Source organism: Aeromonas sp. 600948, assembly GCF_049174875.1.
In the GTDB taxonomy this organism is placed as follows: Bacteria; Pseudomonadota; Gammaproteobacteria; order Enterobacterales; family Aeromonadaceae; genus Aeromonas; species Aeromonas veronii_A.
Genome location: NZ_JAAKTY010000021.1, coordinates 26,515 through 48,950 on the forward strand (window position 1 = coordinate 26,515; position 22,436 = coordinate 48,950).

Sequence of the window (22,436 nt, forward strand, 5' to 3'; positions counted from 1 at the left end):
AGGGGGGAAAGTGACAGCTTTCGGCCCGATAATTTAAAGGATTGATACCATGGTTGCGGTTCGCGATATTCATTTGAAAGACAACTTCACCCTGGAAGAGTGGGTCAGCTCGCTCTCCCTGAGTGACAGTGAAAAGGATCAGCTGCGAACCGTCTACCAGTATTGTCTGACGCTCGGTGACGAGGCGCTGACCAGCAAGCTGCTGGTACGTGGCATCGAAATGGTGGGCATCCTGCAGATGCTCAGCATGGATATCGGCACTCTCAAAGCGGCCATCATCTACCCCTTCGTCGAAGCCGGTCTCATCAGCCAGGAGCGGATGGACGAGGACTTCGGCTCCAAGATCGCCAAGCTGGTGGAAGGGGTGCTGGAGATGGAAGCCATCCGCTCCCTGCAGACCCTCCATCGCAGCGAAACCTCGCCGGAGCAGGTCGACAATGTGCGTCGCATGTTGCTTGCCATGGTCGAGGATGTGCGTGCCGTGGTGATCAAGCTGGCGGAGCGGATCGCCTGCCTGCGGGAAGCGAAGACGGCAGATGAAGAGACCCGGGTGCTGATGGCTCAGGAGATCACCAATATCTATGCGCCGCTCGCCAACCGTCTGGGCATCGGCCAGCTCAAGTGGGAGCTGGAAGATCTCGCCTTCCGTTACCTGCACCCGGATACCTACAAGCAGATCGCCAAGCAGCTCGACGAGAAGCGGCTCGACCGCGAGCGCTATATCCGCGAGTTTGTGCAATCCCTGCGTAATGGGCTGAAAGAGGCGGGAGTTGACGCCGAGGTGTACGGCCGCCCGAAACACATCTACAGCATCTGGCGCAAGATGCAGAAGAAGCACCTCGAATTCAACGAGTTGTTCGACGTGCGCGCGGTGCGGGTAGTGACCAAGCGGCTGCAGGATTGCTATGCGGCGCTCGGTATCGTCCATACCCAGTTCCACCACATTCCCCGCGAGTTTGACGACTATGTCGCCAACCCTAAACCCAACGGCTACCAGTCAATTCACACCGTAGTGGTGGGGCCTGAGGGCAAGACGGTCGAGATCCAGATCCGTACCGACCAGATGCATCAGGATGCCGAGCTCGGCGTCGCGGCGCACTGGCGCTACAAGGAAGGGGCACAGGCAGGCGGCAAGGCCAACACCTTCGAAGACAAGATCGAGTGGCTGCGCAAACTGCTCGCCTGGCAGGAGGATCTCTCCGAGAGCGGTTCCCTGCTCGAAGACCTGCGCAGTCAGGTGTTCGAGGACAGAGTCTACGTTTTCACCCCGAAAGGGGATGTCATCGACCTGCCGGCTGGCGCTACCCCGCTTGATTTTGCCTATCACGTCCACAGCATGATCGGCCACCGCTGCATCGGCGCCAAGATTGACGGCCGCATCGTGCCGTTCACCTACGCGCTGCAGACCGGCGATCAGGTGGAGGTGATCACCCAGAAGGAGCCGAACCCGAGCCGCGACTGGATGAACCCCAACGCCGGCTTCCTGCGCTCCAGCCGGGCGCGGGCCAAGGTGGCGACCTGGTTCAGAAAACTGGATCGGGACAAGAATATCGTGGCCGGTCGCGAGCTGTTCGAGAAGGAGCTGGATCGCCACAACCTCAGCATGTCCAAGATCGACAAGGGCAACATGCTGCGCCGCTTCAATCTGGAGAGCACCGACGATCTGCTGGCCGGTATCGGCAGCGGCGATATCCGCATCAACCAGGTGCTCAACTATCTCGACACCTGCTACAACAAGCCGACGGCGGAAGAGGAAGATCGCCGCCTGCTGGAGAAGCTGGAGCAGAAGGCCAATGCGCCGATGCGCCACAAGCCCAAGGATCACATAGTGGTGGAAGGGGTCGGCAACCTGATGACCCATATCGCCCGCTGCTGTCAGCCCATTCCGGGGGACTCCATTCAGGGCTTTATCACCATGGGGCGCGGTGTATCCATTCACCGGGAAGATTGTGAGCAGCTCAAGGAGCTGTCACGGCGCAACCCGGAGCGGCTGATCGATGCGGTGTGGGGGGAGAACTACTCCGGCGGCTACGGCCTCACCATCCGGATTATCTCCAACGATCGCTCCGGCCTGCTGCGCGATATCACTACCGTGCTGGCCAACGAGAAGATCAATGTGATGGGGGTGCGCTCGCGCTCCAACGTGCGCGAGCAGACCGCCGAGATCGACATGGAGTTGGAGATTTACAACATCAACGCCTTCAACCGGGCGTTGGCCAAGCTCAGCCAGCTAAACGATGTGATCAGCGCCAAGCGGCTTTGATAGCGAACCGACCGGCCCCAGTGGCCGGTCTGCATTTACGACCCTTTTTGAACGAATCGAAAGCGAATATCCCATGTCCCAACGTTACGATCTGCCCCAACTGCTCGACATGAGATTGCTCGGCTGCGCGGCCTGATGTCGCTTCATCCCCATTTAACGAATCGAAAGTGAGTAGCCCATGTCTCAACGTTACGATCTGCCTCAACTGCTCGACATCATGGCTCGCCTGCGCGATCCGCAAAACGGCTGCCCCTGGGATCTGAAACAGGACTTCCAGACCATAGTGCCGCACACCCTGGAAGAGGCCTACGAGGTGGCCGATGCCATCGAGACCGAGGATTGGCAGGGGCTGAAAGGGGAGTTGGGGGATCTGCTGTTTCAGGTGGTGTTTTACGCCCAGCTGGGTAAAGAGCGGGGCTTGTTCGACTTTGCCGATATCGTCGATACAGTGAGCGAGAAGCTCATTCGTCGTCACCCCCACGTTTTTTCCGATGCAGATCTCTCCAACGAGCAGGCGGTAAAAGCGAACTGGGAGGCGGAAAAAGCCAAAGAGCGGGCGGCCCTCGACAAAGAGAGCGTGCTGGACGACATCCCGCAGGCGCTGCCTGCCCTGACCCGCGCCGCCAAAATTCAGAAACGCTGCGCCACCGTCGGATTCGACTGGAAGACGTTGGGGCCTGTGGTGGACAAGATCCACGAAGAGATCGACGAGGTGATGGAAGAGGCATTGATGGCCGATGTGGACGAGGCGAGGGTGAGCGACGAGCTCGGCGATCTGCTGTTTGCCACCGTCAATCTGGTGCGTCATCTGGGCAAGGATCCGGAGCAGGTGCTGCGAGGTGCCAACGCCAAGTTCGAACGTCGTTTTCGTCAGGTTGAGCAGATAATCGCCGCAGAAGGCTTGAAAATGACCGATTGCACCCTCGAAAAGCTCGATGCCGCCTGGGATAAGGCGAAGGAAACCGAGCAAAGTTGATTTGGCGCAAGATGGGGGGGCGGTGAGCCTGATAGATTTTTGCTCATTGTTTGGGAGAGGGGTTTTTGGTATACTGTTTCCCCGTCCTGCTTCATCCCCGAAGCACCCCTTAAAATTCCCTAAACTTCTTTCAGGTTCAGCATGACGACCAAATATATTTTTGTTACTGGTGGCGTTGTTTCATCCCTCGGCAAAGGCATTGCCGCAGCTTCTCTGGCAGCCATTCTGGAAGCCCGTGGTCTGGATGTGACCATCATGAAACTGGACCCGTACATCAACGTGGATCCGGGCACCATGAGCCCGACCCAGCATGGTGAAGTGTTCGTAACCGAGGACGGGGCCGAAACCGATCTGGATTTGGGCCACTACGAGCGTTTCATCCGCACCAAGATGACCCGTCGCAACAACTTTACCACCGGCCGTATTTACGCCGACGTACTGCGTAAAGAGCGTCGTGGTGACTATCTGGGCGCCACCATTCAGGTTATCCCGCACATCACCAACGCCATCAAAGAGCGGGTGATTGCCGGTGCCGAAGGCCATCAGGTTGCCATCGTCGAAGTGGGCGGTACCGTAGGTGACATCGAGTCCCTGCCGTTCCTCGAAGCCATTCGTCAGTTGGCTGCCGAAGTGGGCCGCAACAACGCCATGTTCATGCACCTGACGCTGGTTCCTTACCTGGCCGCTGCCGGTGAAGTGAAGACCAAGCCGACCCAGCACTCCGTCAAAGAGCTGCTCTCCATCGGTATCCAGCCGGATGTGCTGATCTGCCGCTCCGACCGTGCCATTCCGGCCAACGAGCGCGCCAAGATCGCCCTGTTCTGCAACGTGCCCGAGCGCGCCGTCATCTCCATGAAAGACGTCGACTCCATCTACAAGATCCCGGCACTGCTGAAATCCCAGAATCTGGACTCCTACTTCACCGAGCGTTTCGGTCTGGAGTGCAAAGAGGCTGACTTGTCCGAGTGGGAACAGGTTATCTACGAAGAGGCCAACCCGACTGGTGAAGTGACCATCGGTATGGTCGGCAAGTACGTCTCCCTGCCGGACGCCTACAAGTCCGTCAACGAGGCGCTCAAGCACGGTGGTCTCAAGACCCGTCACTCCGTCAACATCAAGTACATCGACTCTCAGGATATCGAGACCCGTGGCGCCGAGCTGCTGGAAGGTCTGGACGCGATCCTGGTGCCGGGTGGCTTCGGTGAGCGCGGTGTGGAAGGCAAAATTCTGGCTGCCCAGTATGCCCGCGAGAACAAGATCCCCTACCTGGGTATCTGCCTCGGCATGCAGGTTGCCATGATCGAATTCGCTCGCAACGTGGCGGGCATGGAAGGGGCTCACTCCTCCGAATTCAAGAAAGATTGCGCATACCCGGTCGTTGGCCTCATCACCGAGTGGGTGGATGAAGAGGGCAATATCGAGACCCGTACCGAGAAGTCTGATCTGGGCGGTACCATGCGTCTGGGTTCCCAGCTCTGCCACCTGGTCGAAGATTCCAAGGTGCGTCAGATGTACGGCAGCCCGACCATTTACGAGCGTCACCGCCACCGTTATGAAGTCAACAACAAGCTGCTGCCGCAGATCGAGGCAGCCGGCCTGAAAGTGACCGGTCTCTCCGCTGACAAGAAGTTGGTGGAAATCATCGAGATCCCGGATCACCCCTGGTTCGTGGCTGCGCAGTTCCACCCGGAGTTCACCTCTACTCCTCGTGATGGCCACGCTCTGTTCGCCGGTTTTGTGAAGGCGGCAGGCGAGTATCAGAAGCGTAATTTGAAGTAATTGAAAATAAATGCGGTTGGGGCACTGTGCCACAGCCGCTTTTTTTGGCATATTTTTGTTGTTTTTTTACGAAACCTGAGGAAATACACATGTCCAAGATCGTTAAAGTGATCGGTCGTGAAATCATCGACTCCCGTGGTAACCCGACCGTTGAGGCCGAAGTTCACCTGGAAGGTGGTTTTGTTGGTATGGCAGCCGCTCCGTCTGGTGCGTCCACCGGTTCCCGCGAAGCGCTGGAACTGCGTGACGGCGACAAGAGCCGTTTCCTGGGTAAAGGCGTGCTGAAAGCCATCGAAGCCGTAAACGGCCCGATCGCTCAAGCTCTGCTGGGTAAAGATGCCAAGGACCAGGCCACTGTCGACCAGATCATGATCGACCTCGACGGTACCGAGAACAAATCCAAGTTCGGCGCCAACGCCATCCTGGCTGTTTCCCTGGCTAACGCCAAAGCTGCCGCTGCTGCCAAAGGCATGCCGCTGTACGCCCACATCGCCGAGCTGAACGGCACCCCGGGTGTTTACTCCATGCCGCTGCCGATGATGAACATCATCAACGGTGGTGAGCACGCCGACAACAACGTCGACATCCAGGAGTTCATGATCCAGCCGGTTGGCGCCAAGACCCTGAAAGAAGCCGTTCGCATGGGCGCAGAAGTGTTCCACAACCTGGCCAAAGTGCTGAAGTCCAAGGGCTACAACACTGCAGTTGGTGACGAAGGTGGTTTCGCTCCGAACCTGAAATCCAACGCCGAAGCGCTGGAAGTTATCGCTGAAGCCGTTGCCGCTGCCGGTTACAAACTGGGCACCGACATCACCCTGGCTATGGACTGCGCTGCTTCCGAGTTCTACGACGCAGAGAAGAAAGAGTACAACCTGAAAGGCGAAGGTCGTGTCTTCACCTCCAACGGTTTCTCCGACTTCCTGGCTGACCTGACCACCAAGTTCCCGATCGTCTCCATCGAAGATGGCCTGGACGAATCTGACTGGGAAGGTTTCGCCTACCAGACTGCTGAACTGGGTAAGAAAATCCAGATCGTGGGTGACGACCTGTTCGTAACCAACACCAAGATCCTGAAGCGCGGTATCGACAACGGCATCGCCAACTCCATCCTGATCAAGTTCAACCAGATCGGTTCCCTGACCGAAACTCTGGCTGCCATCAAGATGGCCAAAGACGCTGGCTACACTGCCGTCATCTCCCACCGCTCCGGTGAGACCGAAGACGCGACCATCGCCGACCTGGCTGTTGGTACCGCTGCAGGCCAGATCAAGACCGGTTCCATGAGCCGTTCTGACCGTGTTGCCAAGTACAACCAGCTGATCCGTATCGAAGAAGCTCTGGGTGCCAAAGCTCCTTTCCGCGGTCTGAAAGAAGTTAAAAACCAGGCTTAATTTGCTGGTTTGCCAGCCTCGGCTGGAATGAAAAAAACCGGAACCCTTGGGTTCCGGTTTTTTTATGCCTGCTCCTTGCTGTAACGCCCTGAGAGGTGAGGGGGTTGTACCTCTGGTGTCGGGTCAGACAAAGGGGAGCGTGCGCTGATAGCGCCCTGCATGCGCCTGGAAGCCCAGTTTTTCAAACAGGGCGATAGAGCGGACGTTATCTGCATCGATATCTGCGGTGAGGCAGGTGACTCCCAGTGTGGTGGCGTGGGCGAACAGTAATCCCAGCGCCTCCGACATAAACCCTCTGCGCCAATAGGCCGCATTGAGCAGGCAGCCCACCTCGCAGCTGTGACCCGCCTCGCTGAAACTGTGCAGGCCGCAGGTGCCGATCACCTTGTTGCCCTCCCGCTCGACAATCGCCCACTCCAGCGACTCACCCGTTTGCTCCAGCCGCACCACGCTCGCCATCATCTGCGCCACCATGGCGGGAGAGGTAAAGCAGGGATCAGAGGCAAACTCCATGGTCAGCGAATTGCCATAAATCTCGAACAGATCGGCAGCATCCTGCGGGCCAATGGTGCGCAGTACAACCCGCGTACCGGTTAAGTCAGGCTTCATTTATCTCCTTGGTGGGTGTTACGCCAGCAAAGCAACAGGTGGATAAAGAGTCCGTATAAACGTCTGTCTCTAAAGGCAACTGGTGTTATCACGAAATATTTCTATCGTGAACGTCCGATTACGCTTTGTTAATTAGAACTACGGCCTTGTTGTTCTACATTTTCTTTTAATACATCTAACCAGCTTCTATCAACGACTAGCCGCTCCGATGGTGTTACTGGGATGACATTAACTTTACTTCTGTTTGCTGTACTAATTCTAAGTTTTTTCACTAGTTTAACCTTTTGGGCTTCGGCGGAGCCATCTGTGCTCAGACAAATCCAATATAGAAATTTGTGATTATCTTCAATTAATTGACGAAATAACCCATTGATATGACTATCATCTATATTAAAGCCATATCCTATAACGACGATTGCATCACAAGAGTTATATTCGTCAAATAATCCTACATAACGTCTAGACATATCAACAGATGTAAGTGGTTTTAGACCACTTTGAGTCAAGATAAAAGGGACGTGAATTTGGTCTTGAGGAACTTCAGTTTCTGATGCGCATGATATTACTGAGTTTTTATATGGGTTGTAATAATCACAAACTCCACCATTTAAATGGCGAACTGATGGAATGCTATAACCCAATTCTGATGATATCTTTTCTATTAAATTATTATAATTTGCTGTGCCAACAGCACCAATTTCTATATCCAGTTCTGTACAACGTTGCAAGTCATGATAGTATCCTTCTTCAGGAAGCTCACCTGCTTTTTCCAGTTGTGTAACAATATAGGCTCTAGTCGCTCTAAGAAATACTACCATCTTAGAGAATTTGGCCCACTCTGTTTTGGGGGAAAATAAATACCTGAAGTGACTATCTATTAGTGACTGATAGTCTAGGACAGTGGTAAATATATTCTCGATCAACTGCTGCGATAAGGCACAAAGTAAATCATTAATCGAGCCTCCCTCAAGGTCATATACTCTTTTTTTCTCTAGTAATAGCTCAAGAGCAGTTAAGCCTGCACGACTAAACTCAATTTTAAACATACCTGTAACGTCATCAAAAATAGGTATATTGTCGGGGGCGGCCTCAAAGAGTTCCTGATTTAGTTTTTGCACTAAGTCTTGTCCATGAGCACCAACTAATAGCTGAAGAAATGCACCAGCATAACGTTGTAAATCTGCTGTGTTTTCTTTATTGCTAATTACGCTTAATATTGCTGAGTAAAATTCACTTCCAAAGAGTTGTACTTCATTAGCAAGAATTGGATTGAGCCTAACAGCCGTTGAGTACAATAACTCACCATAGGCGGTTTCCATTTCTTCACCGAATTTATCAATCAATGTGCTTTTATTAATTCCAAGCTGTGACAAAGCATACTCTGCTTCGTTGTCGAAATCACTTAATCGTCTAATAATTTCTGATTTTCTGTACTCGATTGATGACTCAATCAAGCTTGTAAATTCGTTCTTTCCGAAAGCATGAATTCTTTGCGTCGCATATCTTTCTGGAAGCCAATCTGTAGCATAGTTACTGAGTTGATTTATCGTCCCTAGCTGGTTACGTAGAGACTCTTTGTGAGAGCTAACATCTTGTCTGAAAAGATCAATTGCAAACTTACCACCAGTAGGTAAGCCATAACCAACCTCGGCTCCAGCACCAAAGAAAAAACCTAATTTCATATACCCTCTGACATTGTTGTGATTTAACTAAGTTAATTTAAAAAACCTCTATTAAGAGGGTATATCTATAATTTTAAATAAGATGTGTTTACTTTGTAGTATCATAATGGTCCTAATCACAGGCATACCACCCTCTTGTTAAAACAGAATTTCCACTGACGCCACACTGCGTTTTGCCTCACCGTGATAAACCGCTTCGATATTATTGCCATCCGGATCGAGGACAAAGGCGGCGTAGTAGCCGGGGTGATAATTACGCTCGCCCGGGGCGCCGTTGTCTTTGCCGCCGTGGGCCAGTGCGGCCTGATAAAAACGATCTACCATGGCGCGGTCTTGCGCCTGAAAGGCGAGATGGTGGCGACCGGTCAGCACCCCTAGCGCGGCGGGGCTGTCGATGGCGGTAACAAACAGTTCGTCTGCCCAGAAGTAGCCCTCACCTGTGCCGCCCAGCGGAATATCGAGGGTGGTGAGAATAGCCGTATAAAAGCGCTGGCTGGCGACCAAATTTTTGACCACCAGCTGGATATGGTCGATCAAGCGACCACGATGCAGGGTTTGTGTTTCCATACACCACCTTGATTTGCATGTTGTGGGTGAGGCACCGGCTTGGCAGACAGGGGAATTGGCATGGCTACCGCCCCTGAATTTCAGCCTCCAGTCTGCTGCGGTTCACCAACGGGATGGGGTTGGCATGGCTCATGGGAGACTCCGACGAGGCAAGTGTTGCCAAATGGCAATATTAACCATGGCGCTGTGGAGAGAAAGCTCAACATTGAGATTTTCTGTGCAAGATCAATAAATTAATCAAATCTCACCCGCGATTGATGACGCGCCGAGATAGCGTGAACAACCATTTTTGAACTATCCCCATAGAATATTCATGGTCATATCTGGCTTGAACCAGCATAAAACTCTTTGTTATTGTCCTCGCTCCCCGCTGAAACAGCTTATTTATCTATAAATCAACAAGATAGCATTATGCGGTGGCGTCGCGGGGGCATCTGCTATCGGGAAGGAGAGTTATGAAGTCGCAGTTAAAAGTGGCGCTGGCCATGTTGGCCCTGTTCGTCGTCCAAGGCTGCACAGCCCCGGATTCATCCACCAAGCGCAATGCACCCGGCCCGGTGCTGACCGTGCATTACGAAAGTGCCCCCCTGATCCCCGTCACCATCGCTGGTGAGCAGTACCAGTTTTTGCTGGATACCGGGGCCAGTATCACCTTTATCGATCGTCGTCTGGCCAGCCGTTTCAAGGCGCTGACCTTAAGCGAATTGCCCAGGGCCTATCAGGCTGATTTTGCCACTGTGAACAGCGTTTCGAGCCAACTGGGCAGCGAGCAGCTTGGTTTTGTTGAGCCGCAACCCTTCTCGCTGGGGTCGGTCACCATTGATGACAGCGATCTGTGGGCAACCGTTGATTTCGATCTTTTCTCCCAGTCTCTTGGCAGCCGTATCGATGGCATCCTCGGGATCGACACCATCCGCCGTTTCAACTGGGTGTTTGATCGCGACAGGCATCAGCTCACGGCTTCGCTGACGGCACCGTCGGCAGCCACCTTCGAGCGTTGCATCGGCTATGAAGATAGCTACAACCGCTCCCCGGCCGTGTATCTGACCCACGGCGAGAGCAGCGTGCGCATGTATCTGGATACCGGGGCCGATCAGAGCTATGCCGATCATGCTTTTATCGACTTTATGGCCAGTCAGAAGGCGATCTCTGGCGAAGATGCGATGCCACGCAAAGGGGTGGATGCCAGCGGTATGGTGGAGGGGCGTGAACATATCCTCACCGGCCTGCACTTTGATGAGCGCCAGCTCGGTGAGCTGCGCGTGTCGGAAAACAGCAATGAGCAGTATGGTCTGGGGCTGGATTTTGTTAACCGCTTCAATCGCTTTGCGATCATGCCCGGGCGGATGATGCTCTGCTACGACGCCGACAGCCTGGCGCGAAAAGTGCCGCCAATCCTGCGCAATATCGGGGTGCGTTTTGATGGCGAGCATCTGCAGGTCTACTACAGCGACGAACGGGATCTGGCCCCCTATGGTCTGGCCAACGGCGACATTCTGGAGCAGATCAACGGGGTGGCTTATCGCCCCCTCGAGATCGACAAGGTGCGTGAACTGCTCAGCACCGGCAAGCCGGGGTCGCTCAAGTTGCGGATTGTGCGGGAAGGAAAACCGCTGGATATCGCTATCTAGTCAAGGTGGGGGGCGGCAAGACGAGCCGCGCCTATGAGCCTCAGCCCTTGGTTGGATTTTCCATACAGGTGAGGGTTGGCTGGCCGTAACGCTCCAGCGTGGCGTCGTCCCCCTTGGTGAAGAAGGTGAGGTTTTGCCCTTCATAACGGGCGCCGCTGGCGCTGGGGGCTTCATAGGCGAGCACTTGTTGCTGCTTGTCGCCCTCGCTCAGGTTGATCACCGCGGCGGGCAGCTTGGCATCGTTATAGAAGTAGGTAGAGAGCATGACGCTCTTGCCACACTGGTAGTTGACCGGTGCCGGCACCATCAGCTGGCCGCCGCTGATCTGCAGTTCGGTGATCCGCAGCAGGTAGTTATCCTCCACACACTGGCGCAGATCCTGCCCCTTCCAGCAGTCGTTGCGCCCCTTGATCCAGCCGCGCTGCATGGCGCGCTCGGTCTTGAGCTGTTCGGGAGAGAGTGCAGCAATCGCCTTGGGGTAGAGGGCCGCCAGTTCGTTATCAAGGGCGGCCAGTCCGGCATCCTTGCAGATCAGGGTTTCGACCGACCCGGAGGCTTTGGTGCAGTCAAAGGAGGGGGTTGCGGCGCTGGCCAGCAGAGGGGCAAACAGCAGGGTGGCAAGCAAGGTCTTGTTCATCGATAGATTCCAGCAATGAGGAGGGGATATCTGCCTACTACAGCACACTCTACAGGGCAATGCAGCAGGGGAGCCGAGCGCATTTTGCTCTGCAGCATGTACTGGCGACCGGTTTTGCCGCGCTACTCCAGTGGGAAAGGGAACTGTTGCTGGATAAGGCCGGCTTGTTTGAAAACTGGTCAGGAGTGGTCGCTATTTTGAGCATTCAGACAGGCCAGCAGCATTGCGCTTTCACTCCTGTTCGAGAGGCGTGCTAGATTTGCCGCCTTTTCTTAATAACAAGAAGGTTAGCTATGTTCAGGTTGATGACGGGGGCCTTGCTGGCCATCATGCTGTCCGGTTGTGCGGCCATGTTTAACGGCACAAGTCAGCAGGTTTCCATTCGCAGTCAGGATCCCGATGCGGAGATCTACGTCAACGATATGCTGCTGGGCCACGGCAATGTGATCACCTCGTTCAAGAAGAAAGAGAATTACACCATCACGGTCAAGCGTGCGGATTGCTACTCGGTGACCGTGCCGGTCTCAAAGTCGTTCGATGCCACCACTCTGCTCGGGATCTTTGTCGATTTCGGCGTGGTCTCCATTCTGGTGGTCGATGGGGTCGGCACCGGCGCCTGGCAGAAGTTTGATCAGAATGCCTTTATCGTTGACCCCATCTGCAAGAAAGCCTGATCGTTATTGATGGGGCATCGGGTGATGCATCCAGATACAGATCTTTGCTGATGTGAAAAACCCGACACTCCTGGCCGGAATGTCGGGTTTTTTGTGGCCGCAATAAAGGGGGAGGCGGGTTGCCTGGTTGATCAGGCCAGCGCCAGTTGCTGACTGTGAGCGCGCCACAGCCGCTCGTGGAAGAAGAACACCACGGTATTGATGGCAGGTTCGATCATCGCCATCACGCCGCCGGTGAGCAGCTCGCCGCTTAGCAGGAAGGCCACCCCGAAGGCCACCGAGAAGTGGACCACCGCGAAGCTGCTGGTCTTGGCCTGCAGGCTGTGATTTGGCTTGAGCTTGTGCCAGCCAAGGTCATGAAAGTAGAAGGCGACCGTGTTGACGGCGGGCTCGATCAGGGCGATCAGGCTGGCGGTCAGCAGCTCACCGGTCAGCAGGTAGGCCACGGTAAAGGCGACACCGAAGTGCAGGATGGCAAAGCTGATGGTCTTTTTCATGATGGCGGCTCCCTCTGTTGATGATGAAAGTATCCGCCGAAATGAGATTAAATGAAAACCATTCTCATCTATTGCCAAAATAGAGAGAACCTATCAACGGGCGAGTGGCCGGTGCGGTTCAGCGGTTGCCAATCGCAACCAAGGCGATAAAGTACAGGTTCTTCACACTTGCCCATGAAAAAGGATCTTTCATGAATATCAATGCCACCCTGCTTGGCCAGTTCATTGCGTTGCTAATGGTCATCGTCGGCCTCATCGCCTGGCGACTGGCGCGCCGCAAGAGCGAGCATCCGGCGCTGATCACCCTTATCTGCTCCCTGCTCTGTCTGTTTCCGCCCTTTGGCCTGTTGGCCCTGTTGCTGGTTGCGCTCAAACAGGATCTGCCCGCCCGCTCATAGGGCGCGCTGCGGTTGACGCACAGGTTCAGGCTGCCGCACACACCGGCCGCCCCAAAAGCAAAAGCCCCGTGATGGGGCTTTTGCTTTTGAACTCGGTGAGCAGAAGACCTTGGACACCCATCTTTTGGGTTCGGGCTATGCTACGCCTTGCTCAAAAAGGTGGGTGTCCCAGATTTGTTATCCCAGATTTGTTTATTTCTCGCCACAACACTTCGCTTAGATACATTCTCCGAATTGCTGGCCTGAATCGGTTGTTGAATCGGCTGCCCAAACTCAAGAGCATCAAGAATTGGCGTAAACTGTTCCGAGATGTAAGTTCTTCGTTCGGCATACGTTCCGAATTTTTGCTTGATAAACCCCCAGAACGTATCAAGGCTTCGATGCTGCTTTAACCATTGAGGAAGCAGAGGCGCAAGGTTCGGCTTGCTCAATAGTTCGTGACGCAAGGTTTCGAACTCGCGCGAATCCGCAGCCAAACCTGTCGCCCTCGAAGTCAACAAGTTTACGAGGTAGCTCACCTTGTCGAAATCACTTTCCAAGAATTCAATGCTCAAACTTAAACCCCTTCCTCGGACCTATGCCGATTACGGCCTAACGCCCTCTTAAACAGATTGTTATATTTTTGAAAAATACTCTGAGATTAATTCTTTGTTTTCTAAATAGGCATCCAGCACTTGGTATAGAAAATACTCTTCATCTTTCTTGAACCCAAACGGGATCTTAGCGTTATCAATTTTGAAAGATTTTATTTTCTTATACCCTTTCTTATCAGGATTTGAAAGTCTTTCAGAATATTCGTCCAATGTATAAAGTATAAATTCATGATCTAAGTGTTTAATAAAGTATTCATCATCTAAAACGAAGTATTCCAAATGGATAACCTGAGTAACAACGTCCTGATTGACAACCTCAAAGTCTTCCATTGTCTCTTCAAATGTTAAACTTTGTTTTTCAATATCATGGCGCACCCATAAGTTGTTGTCATAATTATCGATTGTGTAAAACTTCGAAACCTCTGGTAAGTCTGATACATCAATTCTTAGAATGGAACCATATTCCATCTCTTCCATCATTGGAATGCATTCAGAAATATAATCAATTCTGAACGAGATGTTGGATAACAAATTTTTATCTATCAAACACTCAATTGAAGAAAGTAGTTTCTTTGGTAAAGGGATCCAAAAATACTTATCAATTCTTTTATCACGGATAGTTTGACTATCTTTATCATTGTGTATTTCAATGTTATCGTTGAGACTTAACAATTTGTATTTTGAAAACTGACTATCTGCTTCATCCAAATCAACATCAATATTCTTATACTCATCATAAAGATGGTATGAATATTTCATATCAAACATTTCAGAACGACTTTTAATACTCTTGTAATTATTATATATCAGTTCACACACCACTAATAAATGATAATTATCTTCTATATATACAGGGTCTTCTTCACCATGGATAAATTTGTATTCGTTATTGTAGACTTCTGAAATTCCAGAGAATTCAGAGTATTCTTTTTCAATGGAATCCAATAAATCATTGAAAGTTGTTATTTTAAGCTTTTCTTCAACCCTATCAATCATCGGCTTATAAAACCTAATAGCACGCTCTGATTCACCTAGGTCCTGGATTTTGTTAGAATGGCTCTTTTTTTCTAACTCATATTTTCTTGCATACAGTCTCATAACTTTCGATCTGAATGCATCACTGTCACAAGATTTTTTTATACTCGGTAATAGTTCCTCAGTGATGAAAGGGGATCTTTCAAGGAAAGCCCTAGTTAACCTCCCTGACATACAAAGCTCACTTTTACTTAAATCTAAGCTATCTAGTTTTTTAAACAATGCGTCCATGTGATCGCTTTACCCTCTTTGTTGCATGAAAAATATAACGCCCGCTTAAGGGGCAGCCAACGCTACGATTCACTTTCCGCATAACATCGTAACCACAAAAACCAACGCATGGTAAAAATGCCGCGCGTTGGCTGTCCCTCTTGAAGCGTTTGTTAGGTTTTTATTCACCCCACCAAGATGAGGTATCAAGCTTTAAACCTTCTGGAATTAACTGGAGATCTCTTAAATTCGATAACGGTGCCTGCAATGTAAAGTCATATGGATAGCTTTCACTCGAAGTTGCACCTATATCATTTTTCAAGTCCGAATTTGATCCCCATTGCAATTCACAGTGAGCAATACCAACACCAACTATCCATATGTGCTCACTGGATATTTTAGATACATGGAATGACTCAAGTTCACTGTAATCAACTACAGAATGAGTCGATAATATGTCAATTTCGTCAAACTTGTTTGAAATGAACTCCTCCACGATTGTAGAGTCAACCTCAGATTCAACATGTGAGATGATTTGACTTCTCATTTCTTCTACTAACACCAAAATATCGTTGACTATACGCATTACTGCTAGAGCTAACTCTTCACATTTGGAGTCACCAATATTGAAACGTTTTTCTCGCAAATGAGTATGCTCATTAAGTTCACGAAATAATTTGGTAAAAGTTTTTAATTTCTTTTGTACATAATTTCGGTCTTCTTCATCTAATTCAAGTAATTCAAATACTCTTTCATCACTAAAACCCCCTTGTATTGCATACTTTGCTCTTTGGGCTCTAGTTACGCCATTGTCAGTATTTGTTTCATTTCTATACCAACAGCATTTCAGAATATCTTCGTCCGAAGAGTACCTTGATAAAATGAGAGTAATAATTTCTCTCATTGTATAAGCAAAGTTGTTGAACCTAAGAGGGTTACCCTTATCACTTAGATTGTTGAGTGCTGCTTGGTATAAGTCTTTTTCAAAGCCAAAGGATAAGTGAGACAAGATTTTCTGGCTTTCCTCACTTGAACTCAGACTTTTATATATCTTGGTTCTTAATTGTACTGTTTTTGGCACAACTCCAAACTTTAGTCTTTGTTGTACCTTAGCCATTTTATTTCGAACTCTTCTTGAAACTAACGACATTTAATCCTCTAAACAATAAAATAGACAGCTATCGCTGACTTGAAACCTAACAGTGATTAGATGGAAGGCGGCATTAATCCGTTAGCAGAGCATTCCATATAACTCCGTAACATTTTCACAGCCGCCAAGTAAAAATTATCATTAAATCATAACGTTATCAGCTTTCTTCTCGTGCTGGGCGTATTCGCTTGACTTCCTCTTTTTGCGCCACCGTTACTACTGTGTGAAAAATCAGTGCTCAGCGCACTCTTGGCAAGCACCGCCAAAGCACGCCTGCGTGAGCGGGTCAGAAATCAGCATAAGGCTGTCACCATGTTGACTGGGCAGTCGTGGGCAACGTTCGCTTATCCATTCCATCCGGCATGGCTCATGGGGTGACTCCGACGAGGCTCGTGTTGCCAATTGGCTATAGTACCGGCCCCTTGGCCAAGGGAAAGGGCGATGCGGGGATTTTCTGAGCCAGATCAAGCAATTAATAAATCGCGACCGGTTGGCGCTGCGAGTGGAAAGTGCGACCACTGTGTTGCTGGATAAAAAGTGTTGGCGGGTAAAGTGTCGGTGGGTAAAAGCACTGGCAGGTAAAAAACAAGAAGCCCCGGAACGGGGCTTCTTTTTGCTGGCCATGCCGCCACTGTGAACGGCTTGGGTGAGCGACTTGCTGGCGCGTTGGCCGGGCGCCGGAGCGGGCCTACTCTGCGGCCTTGTTGAGCCACTCGACCTTGTACTGGGCGCCTGCACCCTGCGCCAGCTTGGCGCACAGCGGTTTGAGGAAGGCTTCAATCTGCTCGTCCAGCATCCAGGGCGGGCTGATGATCAGCATACCTGAGCCGTTCATGCCCCAGTCGGCAGTCTGGCCGGCCACTTCCAGCTCGGCCACCAGGACGTTGCCGAAGTTCTCGCGCTTGATGGCGCGCAGCATGTCGCGGGATTTGTCCGCTTCCTGCCCGAGGATGGGATACCAGAGGGCGTAGATGCCGGTCGCCCAGCGTTTCTGCGCCTTTTTCAGGGTGTCGACCACGGCGAAGTAATCTTCCTTGAGCTCATAGGGCGGGTCGATCAGCACCAGCCCGCGGCGCGGGGTCGGTGGCAGCAGGGCGATCAGCCCCTCGAAGCCGTCGCGGTGGTGCACGGCGACGCGAGGGTCATAACCCATGTTGGCGCGCAGATCTTCGACCTCGTTGTTGTGCAGCTCCATCAGCGCCAGCTTGTCCTGCTCGCGGGTGAGGCGGCGGGAGAGCTCCGGTGAGCCGGGGTAGTAGTGCAGCTCGCCGTTCTGGTTCATCTCCTCGATAACACCCAGATAGGGGGCCATGGCAGACCACTGGGCCCGCTCGTCCCACAGGCGGCCGATGCCGTCGGCATACTCGGCCTTCTTCTGGGACCAGTCGCCGCGCAGGTCGTAGAGACCGCCACCGGCATGGGTGTCCAGCACGATGAAGGGTTTCTCCTTCTTCTTGAGGGACTCGATGATCAGGGCCTGAACGGCGTGTTTCAGCACGTCGGCATGGTTGCCGGCGTGAAAGGCGTGGCGGTAGCTCAGCATATTAGATCTCTGAGGGGGCCCTGCTGGGCACCCAGTAACGATAGATAGTTCAACAAATTGCGGCTGTTGCCGCGAAACAGGGAGAGGCTGCGCAGGGTCTGCAACAGGACGCCCTGTTGCAGCCGCTCCAGCTCCAGCTCGTGGGCCAGCATCGACTGATATTGCTGCTCGTCGAGTCGCGTCTTGGCGCTCTGGCGCAGGGCGCGCCACGGGGTCAGCACCGCCTCGGTTTGTACCAGCGCCGGTTGCAGGTCGGTGAGATCGACCACGATGCCGAGTTGATCGAGCCGGTGCAGCAGCAGTGCCAGATTGACGTTGCCCCCCTGCTCCTGCACGGTGAGCCAATCCTGGCTGCGCTCACCATAGACCTTGCCGCTCCAGTGCCAGAAGCCGATCGGCGTCGGCAATTCGTGGACCGCGACCCGCTCGCTGGCCATCAGCTGTTCGTCACGCAAAGAAGGCTTGCTCCATGGTTTCCAGCTCTTCGGAGAGGCTCATCCACTCCAGCTCCACCTCTTCCAGCTGCTCCTTGAGGGGGCCCTGGGATTTGAGCAGTTCGGAGAGCTTGTTCTTGGCGCTCTCTTCGTAGATAGCGGGGTCGGCCAGTTGGCTCTCGATGTCGCCAAGCTTGCCCTGCAGCTTCTCCATGCTCGCTTCGAGCTTTTCCAGCTTCTGGCGCAGGGGACGGGTTTGCTGGCGGAACTCCGCCTCGCGCCGCTTCTGATCCTTGCGCGCCACCGCCGAGTTGGCCGAGACGGGGCCATCCGCCGGTTTGGCGTTGGCCTCTTTCTCCTGCTCGCCGAGCCACTTGTGGTAATCGTCCAGATCGCCGTCGAACGGCTCGACCCGGCCACCGTGCACCAGATAGAAGTCATCTGTGGTGGTGCGCAGCAGGTGGCGGTCGTGGGAGACCACTACCATGGCCCCTTCGAAGCCTTGCAGCGCCATGGTCAGGGCGTGGCGCATCTCCAGATCCAGGTGGTTGGTCGGTTCATCCAGCAGCAGCAGGTTCGGCTTTTGCCAGGTGATCAGCGCCAGCACCAGCCGCGCTTTTTCACCGCCGGAGAAGGGGGCCACCTTGTCGAGCGCCTTGTCACCGTGAAAACCGAAGCTGCCCAGATAGTTGCGCAGCTCCTGCTCGGTCTTGTCCGGCGCGAGGCGGGCCAGATGATCGAGCGGGGAATCGTCGAGACGCAGGGTCTCCAGCTGATGCTGGGCGAAGTAACCGATGCTCACCCCGGCGCTCACTTCGAGCTTGCCGGAGAGCGGCGGGTTGGAGCCCGACAGCATCTTGATAAAGGTCGATTTACCGGCGCCGTTGCGACCGAGCAGACCGATGCGTGAACCCGGTACCAGATTGAGTTTGATCTTCTCCAGGATCACCTTGTCACCGTAACCGGCAGAGAGGTTCTCCATGGCGATGAGCGGGGTCGGCAGGGCCGACGGCTCGCGAAACTCGAAGCTGAATTCGGAATCGGCGTGTGCGGGCAGGAGCTTCTCCATCCGCTCCATGGCTTTCAGGCGGCTCTGGGCCTGACGGGCCTTGGAAGCCTTGTAGCGGAAGCGGTCCACATACGCCTGCATGTGGGACATCTCCCGCTGCTGCTTCTCGTACATCGACTGCTGCTGGGCCAGATGTTCGGCGCGCTGCAGTTCGAAGTCGGAGTAGCCGCCGGTGTATTCGTTGAGCTTGCCGTTCTCGATATGGATGATGCGGCTGATGACAGAATCGAGGAAATCGCGGTCGTGAGAGATGAGCACCAGCGTGCCCTGATAGCCCTTGAGCCACTTCTCCAGCCAGATTACCGCATCGAGATCCAGGTGGTTGGTCGGTTCATCGAGCAGCAGCAGATCGGAGCGGCAGAGCAGCGCCTGAGCGAGGTTCAGACGCATGCGCCAGCCACCGGAGAAGCTGCGCACCGGCGAGCTGAGCTGCTCGTCGCTGAAACCGAGGCCGTGCAGCAGTTCGGCGGCGCGGGCGCGAATGCTGTAGGCGCCTATGGTATCGAGGCGACCGTGCAGCTCGGCTACCAACAGGCCATTGTCATTCTGCTCGGCTTGCACCAGCTGGGCTTCCAGCGAGCGGAACTCCTTGTCGCCGTCGATCACGTAGTCGAGGGCGGAGCAGTCCAGCGCTGGGGTCTCCTGCGCGACGCCTGCAATCTGCCAACCGGCGGGCAGGCTGAAGGTGCCGCTGTCGATGGCCAGCTCGCCCCGTACCAGTGCAAAAAAGGTGGACTTGCCACAGCCGTTTTTGCCCACCAGACCCACTTTGTGGCCGGGGTGAATGGTGGCGGAGGCGTTGTCCAGCAGCTTGCGGCCGCCGCGGATCAGTTCGATTTGACTGGCAACTATCATGGGTGGGATCTGCTTGCTCAAAATGGAGGAGAAAAACTGGCGCGGATCTTACGTGAAATGACGCTGATTTGCACTGTAGCGAAGGGCTGGCCACTGGCTGGCGCTGCAAAAACATGCCATAACAGAGAAACCAGTTTGGTTACGGGAGGTTAGCATGCATATCAGGGATATTATGACGACCCGGGTCGCCACCGTTTCAATGGATGATCGACTCCGAGTCATCAGGGATATCTTCGAGCAGGCACACTTTCGCCACCTGCTGGTGCTGGAAGAGGAGGAGCTGGTAGGGGTCATCTCGGATCGGGATCTGTTCCGCGCCATCAGCCCCTATCTCGACTCCGAAGCCGAGATGAGCCGCGATACCGAAACCCTCAACAAGCGGGCCCACCAGATCATGAGTCGTCAGCTCGTCACCATCGCTCCCCATCTCACCGTGCGCGACGGCGTCAAGCTGATGTTGGAGAAGGGGGTCTCCTGCCTGCCGGTACTGGAGAATGGCGCCCTGGTCGGCATTATCAGCTGGAAAGATTTTCTCAAGGCGGCGCTGGAGAGTGATGCACTGGGCTGAGCCCGGGTACATAACAGTCATCTGTCACCGTAGCTGCTTGTGCCCGTCCTTGAGGGCCATAAGGGTACACGAAATGAATAGAGGGGAGCCAAGGCTCCCCTCTCTCTATGTGGTGGCAGGTGGCGCAGGTAAGTGCACCCCCTGCTGCTTCATCATGACTCCGAGGGCCCCTTGGCCAGGCTGGATGGGCCACTGCCGGAGAGGTGCGGCTGCAAGTGGGTGCGGATCTCCTGCAGAGTACGCTGGTACTGCTGGGCATGTTGATCCAGAAACGCAGGGCTGTGCTTGAGGCGCCGCTCCAGGGTATCGACCAGCAGCGCTACCTTAGGGGCAGCCATGCCCGTCGGCCAGCTGTGTTGCAGCAGTTCCAGCAATTGCCAGGCATCGCCGGGCAGGGCAGGGAACTCCTCCAGCAACTGCAAGCCGGCCTGCAGAGCCAGTTGATAATCACCTTTTTGTATCCCCTGATGGCGGGTCTGGCGCAAGCTGGTCAGGCGCTGCTCCCGCGTCGTCAACCGTTGGCCCAGTTCCGTTAGCAGATGGTGAAACAGTTTACGGGTCAGTGGGTGGGGCGCGACACGGTCACGGTAGTGTGCCAGTTGGGCGAGATAACGCTGGGCATGATGGGGCAGGCCACAAAACTGACAGACGGCAAAGCCCAACAACAGGGTGAGATGGTTCTCGCTCGCCTGGTTGGGTTGATGGTGGGCGATCAGGATCAACGCCTCGTCGAAGCAGTAATCCAGTCCCTGCATCAGTGCTTGCAGCAGCTCGTACTCCTGGGGAGGCAGGTTCACTGTTCGCTGCAGGTGGGTCCACTCCTGTTTCAGGGAGCGGATCCGGTTGCTGGACGGTGCATGCCACAGTACCGCCAGCATGGCATTGATCATGAAGTGGTCGATGGCCAACCGGACGCGCAGCTCACTGAAATAGTGAAGATTCAGGGTGCTGGCTTGTTCCAGTACCTTCCTCTCGTCTTGCTGTAACAGTCCCAGAATCATGGCCAGCTGATGCCAGCGTGGTTGATGAGGGCGGACTTGCTGCAGCTGCACCATGGTCTCCCAGGCTGCCTGCCACTGATGTTGGTGCAGCTGGCTGGCGAGTTGCAGCTCCAGTCGGGTGGCGGTCGGCAATATGGCCTGATGACGCTGCAAGTCAGTTTCGGCACTCTGCAGTTTGCCCAATCCCAACATGGCGTAAAACAGTCCGACCCTTGGCCAGCTTGCCCGATACTCGTTGGCGCAGAGGGCATAATGCTGAGCGGCAGTGAGCTGTTCGCTGGATTGCAGCAGCAGGTAGCCCTTGAACCGATCCAGCCAGGGGGCAAGGGGGCGGTTGTCCCGTTGATAGAGCAGGTCTTCACAGAGTGCGGTCGCCAGTTTCCACTCCCGCAGCAGGGCCGGAGGGGCGAGGGTGTGGGTCATTTTGCTCAGTTGTGCCAACTGCTTGAGCACAGTCGTGAGCTCTCCTGCCATGAAGGGGAGTGGCAGATGGAGGGAGAAGTAGAGGTCCGAGGGGAGAAAATCCTGCTCGTTCTGGTCCGCATCCAGCAACAACAGGACGCAGGCGGGTTGCAGCAGGCCGAGGTAGTGTGCCTCATGCAGCAGGCGGGCGCCGTCATGGCCCAGTTTTCTATTTTGCTGGCAGACAATGGCATCGAATGGCTGTTGTTGCAGCAGGGTGAGCAGACCGCTGCGTTCCTGACCCGGATGGCTGTGGTGGTGGATCCGTTCAGCAGGAATACCCTGTTCGGTCAGTTCTCTGGTGATGGCGCTACGGAGCAGGGGATCCTCTTCGAGCAGCAGTATCGTCATGCACGCGTCCTTTCAATACTCCACGAGTAGATCAGAGTAGACCCAAGAGGAACATAGCGAC

Annotated in this window: 20 protein-coding genes; 8 read left to right on the forward strand and 12 right to left on the reverse strand. The window is 53.9% G+C overall.

Annotation, left to right across the window (positions count from 1 at the left end):
* Positions 1-49: 49 nt before the first annotated feature.
* From relA to eno, 4 genes are all read left to right on the forward strand, one after another.
* A complete protein-coding gene (relA, locus tag G5182_RS16240; protein ID WP_005335588.1) occupies positions 50-2,263 on the forward strand; it encodes a GTP diphosphokinase in 2,214 nt (737 codons plus the stop codon).
* Between the two features lie 178 nt (positions 2,264-2,441).
* The gene (mazG, locus tag G5182_RS16245) at positions 2,442-3,239 is read left to right on the forward strand and encodes a nucleoside triphosphate pyrophosphohydrolase (RefSeq protein WP_043821669.1); all 798 of its coding nucleotides are present in this window, start codon (positions 2,442-2,444) and stop codon (positions 3,237-3,239) included.
* Between the two features lie 141 nt (positions 3,240-3,380).
* Positions 3,381-5,018 (forward strand): glutamine hydrolyzing CTP synthase, encoded by a 1,638-nt coding sequence (pyrG, locus tag G5182_RS16250; RefSeq protein ID WP_005343329.1) that lies wholly within the window; start codon positions 3,381-3,383, stop codon positions 5,016-5,018.
* Between the two features lie 89 nt (positions 5,019-5,107).
* Positions 5,108-6,409, forward strand: a complete 1,302-nt coding sequence (gene eno / locus G5182_RS16255; protein ID WP_005335583.1) for a phosphopyruvate hydratase — start codon at positions 5,108-5,110, stop codon at positions 6,407-6,409.
* A gap of 123 nt (positions 6,410-6,532) precedes the next feature.
* On the opposite strand, the gene G5182_RS16260 is transcribed toward eno, so the two are convergent.
* The 3 genes from G5182_RS16260 to G5182_RS16270 all read right to left on the reverse strand — a co-directional run bounded on the left by G5182_RS16260 (position 6,533) and on the right by G5182_RS16270 (position 9,267).
* Positions 6,533-7,018 carry a GNAT family N-acetyltransferase gene (locus tag G5182_RS16260; protein WP_368226134.1) on the reverse strand — a complete coding sequence of 162 codons (486 nt, stop codon included), beginning with the start codon at positions 7,016-7,018 and terminating at the stop codon, positions 6,533-6,535.
* Between the two features lie 128 nt (positions 7,019-7,146).
* Entirely contained in the window at positions 7,147-8,700 is a 1,554-nt protein-coding gene (locus tag G5182_RS16265) for a hypothetical protein (RefSeq protein WP_236348508.1), read from the reverse strand.
* A gap of 138 nt (positions 8,701-8,838) precedes the next feature.
* Positions 8,839-9,267, reverse strand: a complete 429-nt coding sequence (locus G5182_RS16270; RefSeq protein ID WP_368226131.1) for a VOC family protein — start codon at positions 9,265-9,267, stop codon at positions 8,839-8,841.
* Between the two features lie 455 nt (positions 9,268-9,722).
* On the opposite strand from G5182_RS16270, the gene G5182_RS16275 reads away from it, so the two are divergent.
* A complete protein-coding gene (locus G5182_RS16275) occupies positions 9,723-10,898 on the forward strand; it encodes an aspartyl protease family protein (RefSeq protein WP_421254534.1) in 1,176 nt (391 codons plus the stop codon).
* Positions 10,899-10,938: 40 nt separating this feature from the next.
* Here the strand turns inward: G5182_RS16275 and G5182_RS16280 are convergent, their stop codons facing one another.
* On the reverse strand, positions 10,939-11,535 hold the full coding sequence (locus G5182_RS16280; RefSeq protein ID WP_181222719.1) for an MliC family protein: 597 nt from the start codon (positions 11,533-11,535) through the stop codon (positions 10,939-10,941).
* Between the two features lie 293 nt (positions 11,536-11,828).
* Between G5182_RS16280 and G5182_RS16285 the strand changes: the two genes are divergently transcribed.
* Complete coding sequence (locus G5182_RS16285; protein WP_005335561.1) at positions 11,829-12,209, forward strand: hypothetical protein; 381 nt, start codon at positions 11,829-11,831, stop codon at positions 12,207-12,209.
* A gap of 131 nt (positions 12,210-12,340) precedes the next feature.
* On the opposite strand, the gene G5182_RS16290 is transcribed toward G5182_RS16285, so the two are convergent.
* Complete coding sequence (locus tag G5182_RS16290; protein ID WP_139401168.1) at positions 12,341-12,706, reverse strand: DUF2061 domain-containing protein; 366 nt, start codon at positions 12,704-12,706, stop codon at positions 12,341-12,343.
* A 191-nt stretch (positions 12,707-12,897) separates the two neighbouring features.
* Between G5182_RS16290 and G5182_RS16295 the strand changes: the two genes are divergently transcribed.
* Positions 12,898-13,104 carry a hypothetical protein gene (locus G5182_RS16295; RefSeq protein WP_043821654.1) on the forward strand — a complete coding sequence of 69 codons (207 nt, stop codon included), beginning with the start codon at positions 12,898-12,900 and terminating at the stop codon, positions 13,102-13,104.
* 140 nt (positions 13,105-13,244) lie between these two features.
* Here G5182_RS16295 and G5182_RS16300 read toward each other — a convergent pair whose 3' ends face one another.
* From G5182_RS16300 to G5182_RS16325, 6 genes are all read right to left on the reverse strand, one after another.
* Positions 13,245-13,658 (reverse strand): hypothetical protein, encoded by a 414-nt coding sequence (locus G5182_RS16300; protein ID WP_021229527.1) that lies wholly within the window; start codon positions 13,656-13,658, stop codon positions 13,245-13,247.
* Between the two features lie 60 nt (positions 13,659-13,718).
* Positions 13,719-14,963, reverse strand: a complete 1,245-nt coding sequence (locus tag G5182_RS16305) for a hypothetical protein (protein ID WP_021229526.1) — start codon at positions 14,961-14,963, stop codon at positions 13,719-13,721.
* 160 nt (positions 14,964-15,123) lie between these two features.
* Positions 15,124-16,059: a hypothetical protein gene (locus G5182_RS16310; protein WP_421254535.1), complete on the reverse strand. Its 936-nt coding sequence runs from the start codon at positions 16,057-16,059 to the stop codon at positions 15,124-15,126.
* Between the two features lie 721 nt (positions 16,060-16,780).
* A complete protein-coding gene (locus G5182_RS16315; protein WP_236351583.1) occupies positions 16,781-17,635 on the reverse strand; it encodes a 23S rRNA (adenine(2030)-N(6))-methyltransferase RlmJ in 855 nt (284 codons plus the stop codon).
* Entirely contained in the window at positions 17,629-18,090 is a 462-nt protein-coding gene (locus tag G5182_RS16320; protein WP_005343337.1) for a DUF2390 domain-containing protein, read from the reverse strand. Before G5182_RS16320 ends, G5182_RS16315 begins: the two co-directional genes overlap by 7 nt.
* Positions 18,083-19,993: an ABC transporter ATP-binding protein gene (locus tag G5182_RS16325; protein ID WP_421254536.1), complete on the reverse strand. Its 1,911-nt coding sequence runs from the start codon at positions 19,991-19,993 to the stop codon at positions 18,083-18,085. The genes G5182_RS16320 and G5182_RS16325 overlap by 8 nt, the downstream gene beginning before the upstream one ends.
* 154 nt (positions 19,994-20,147) lie before the next feature.
* Here G5182_RS16325 and G5182_RS16330 point away from each other — a divergent pair, with 154 nt between their 5' ends.
* A complete protein-coding gene (locus tag G5182_RS16330) occupies positions 20,148-20,561 on the forward strand; it encodes a CBS domain-containing protein (RefSeq protein WP_227341361.1) in 414 nt (137 codons plus the stop codon).
* A 152-nt stretch (positions 20,562-20,713) separates the two neighbouring features.
* On the opposite strand, the gene G5182_RS16335 is transcribed toward G5182_RS16330, so the two are convergent.
* Positions 20,714-22,375 (reverse strand): hypothetical protein, encoded by a 1,662-nt coding sequence (locus G5182_RS16335; protein WP_421254537.1) that lies wholly within the window; start codon positions 22,373-22,375, stop codon positions 20,714-20,716.
* Positions 22,376-22,436 lie beyond the last annotated feature (61 nt).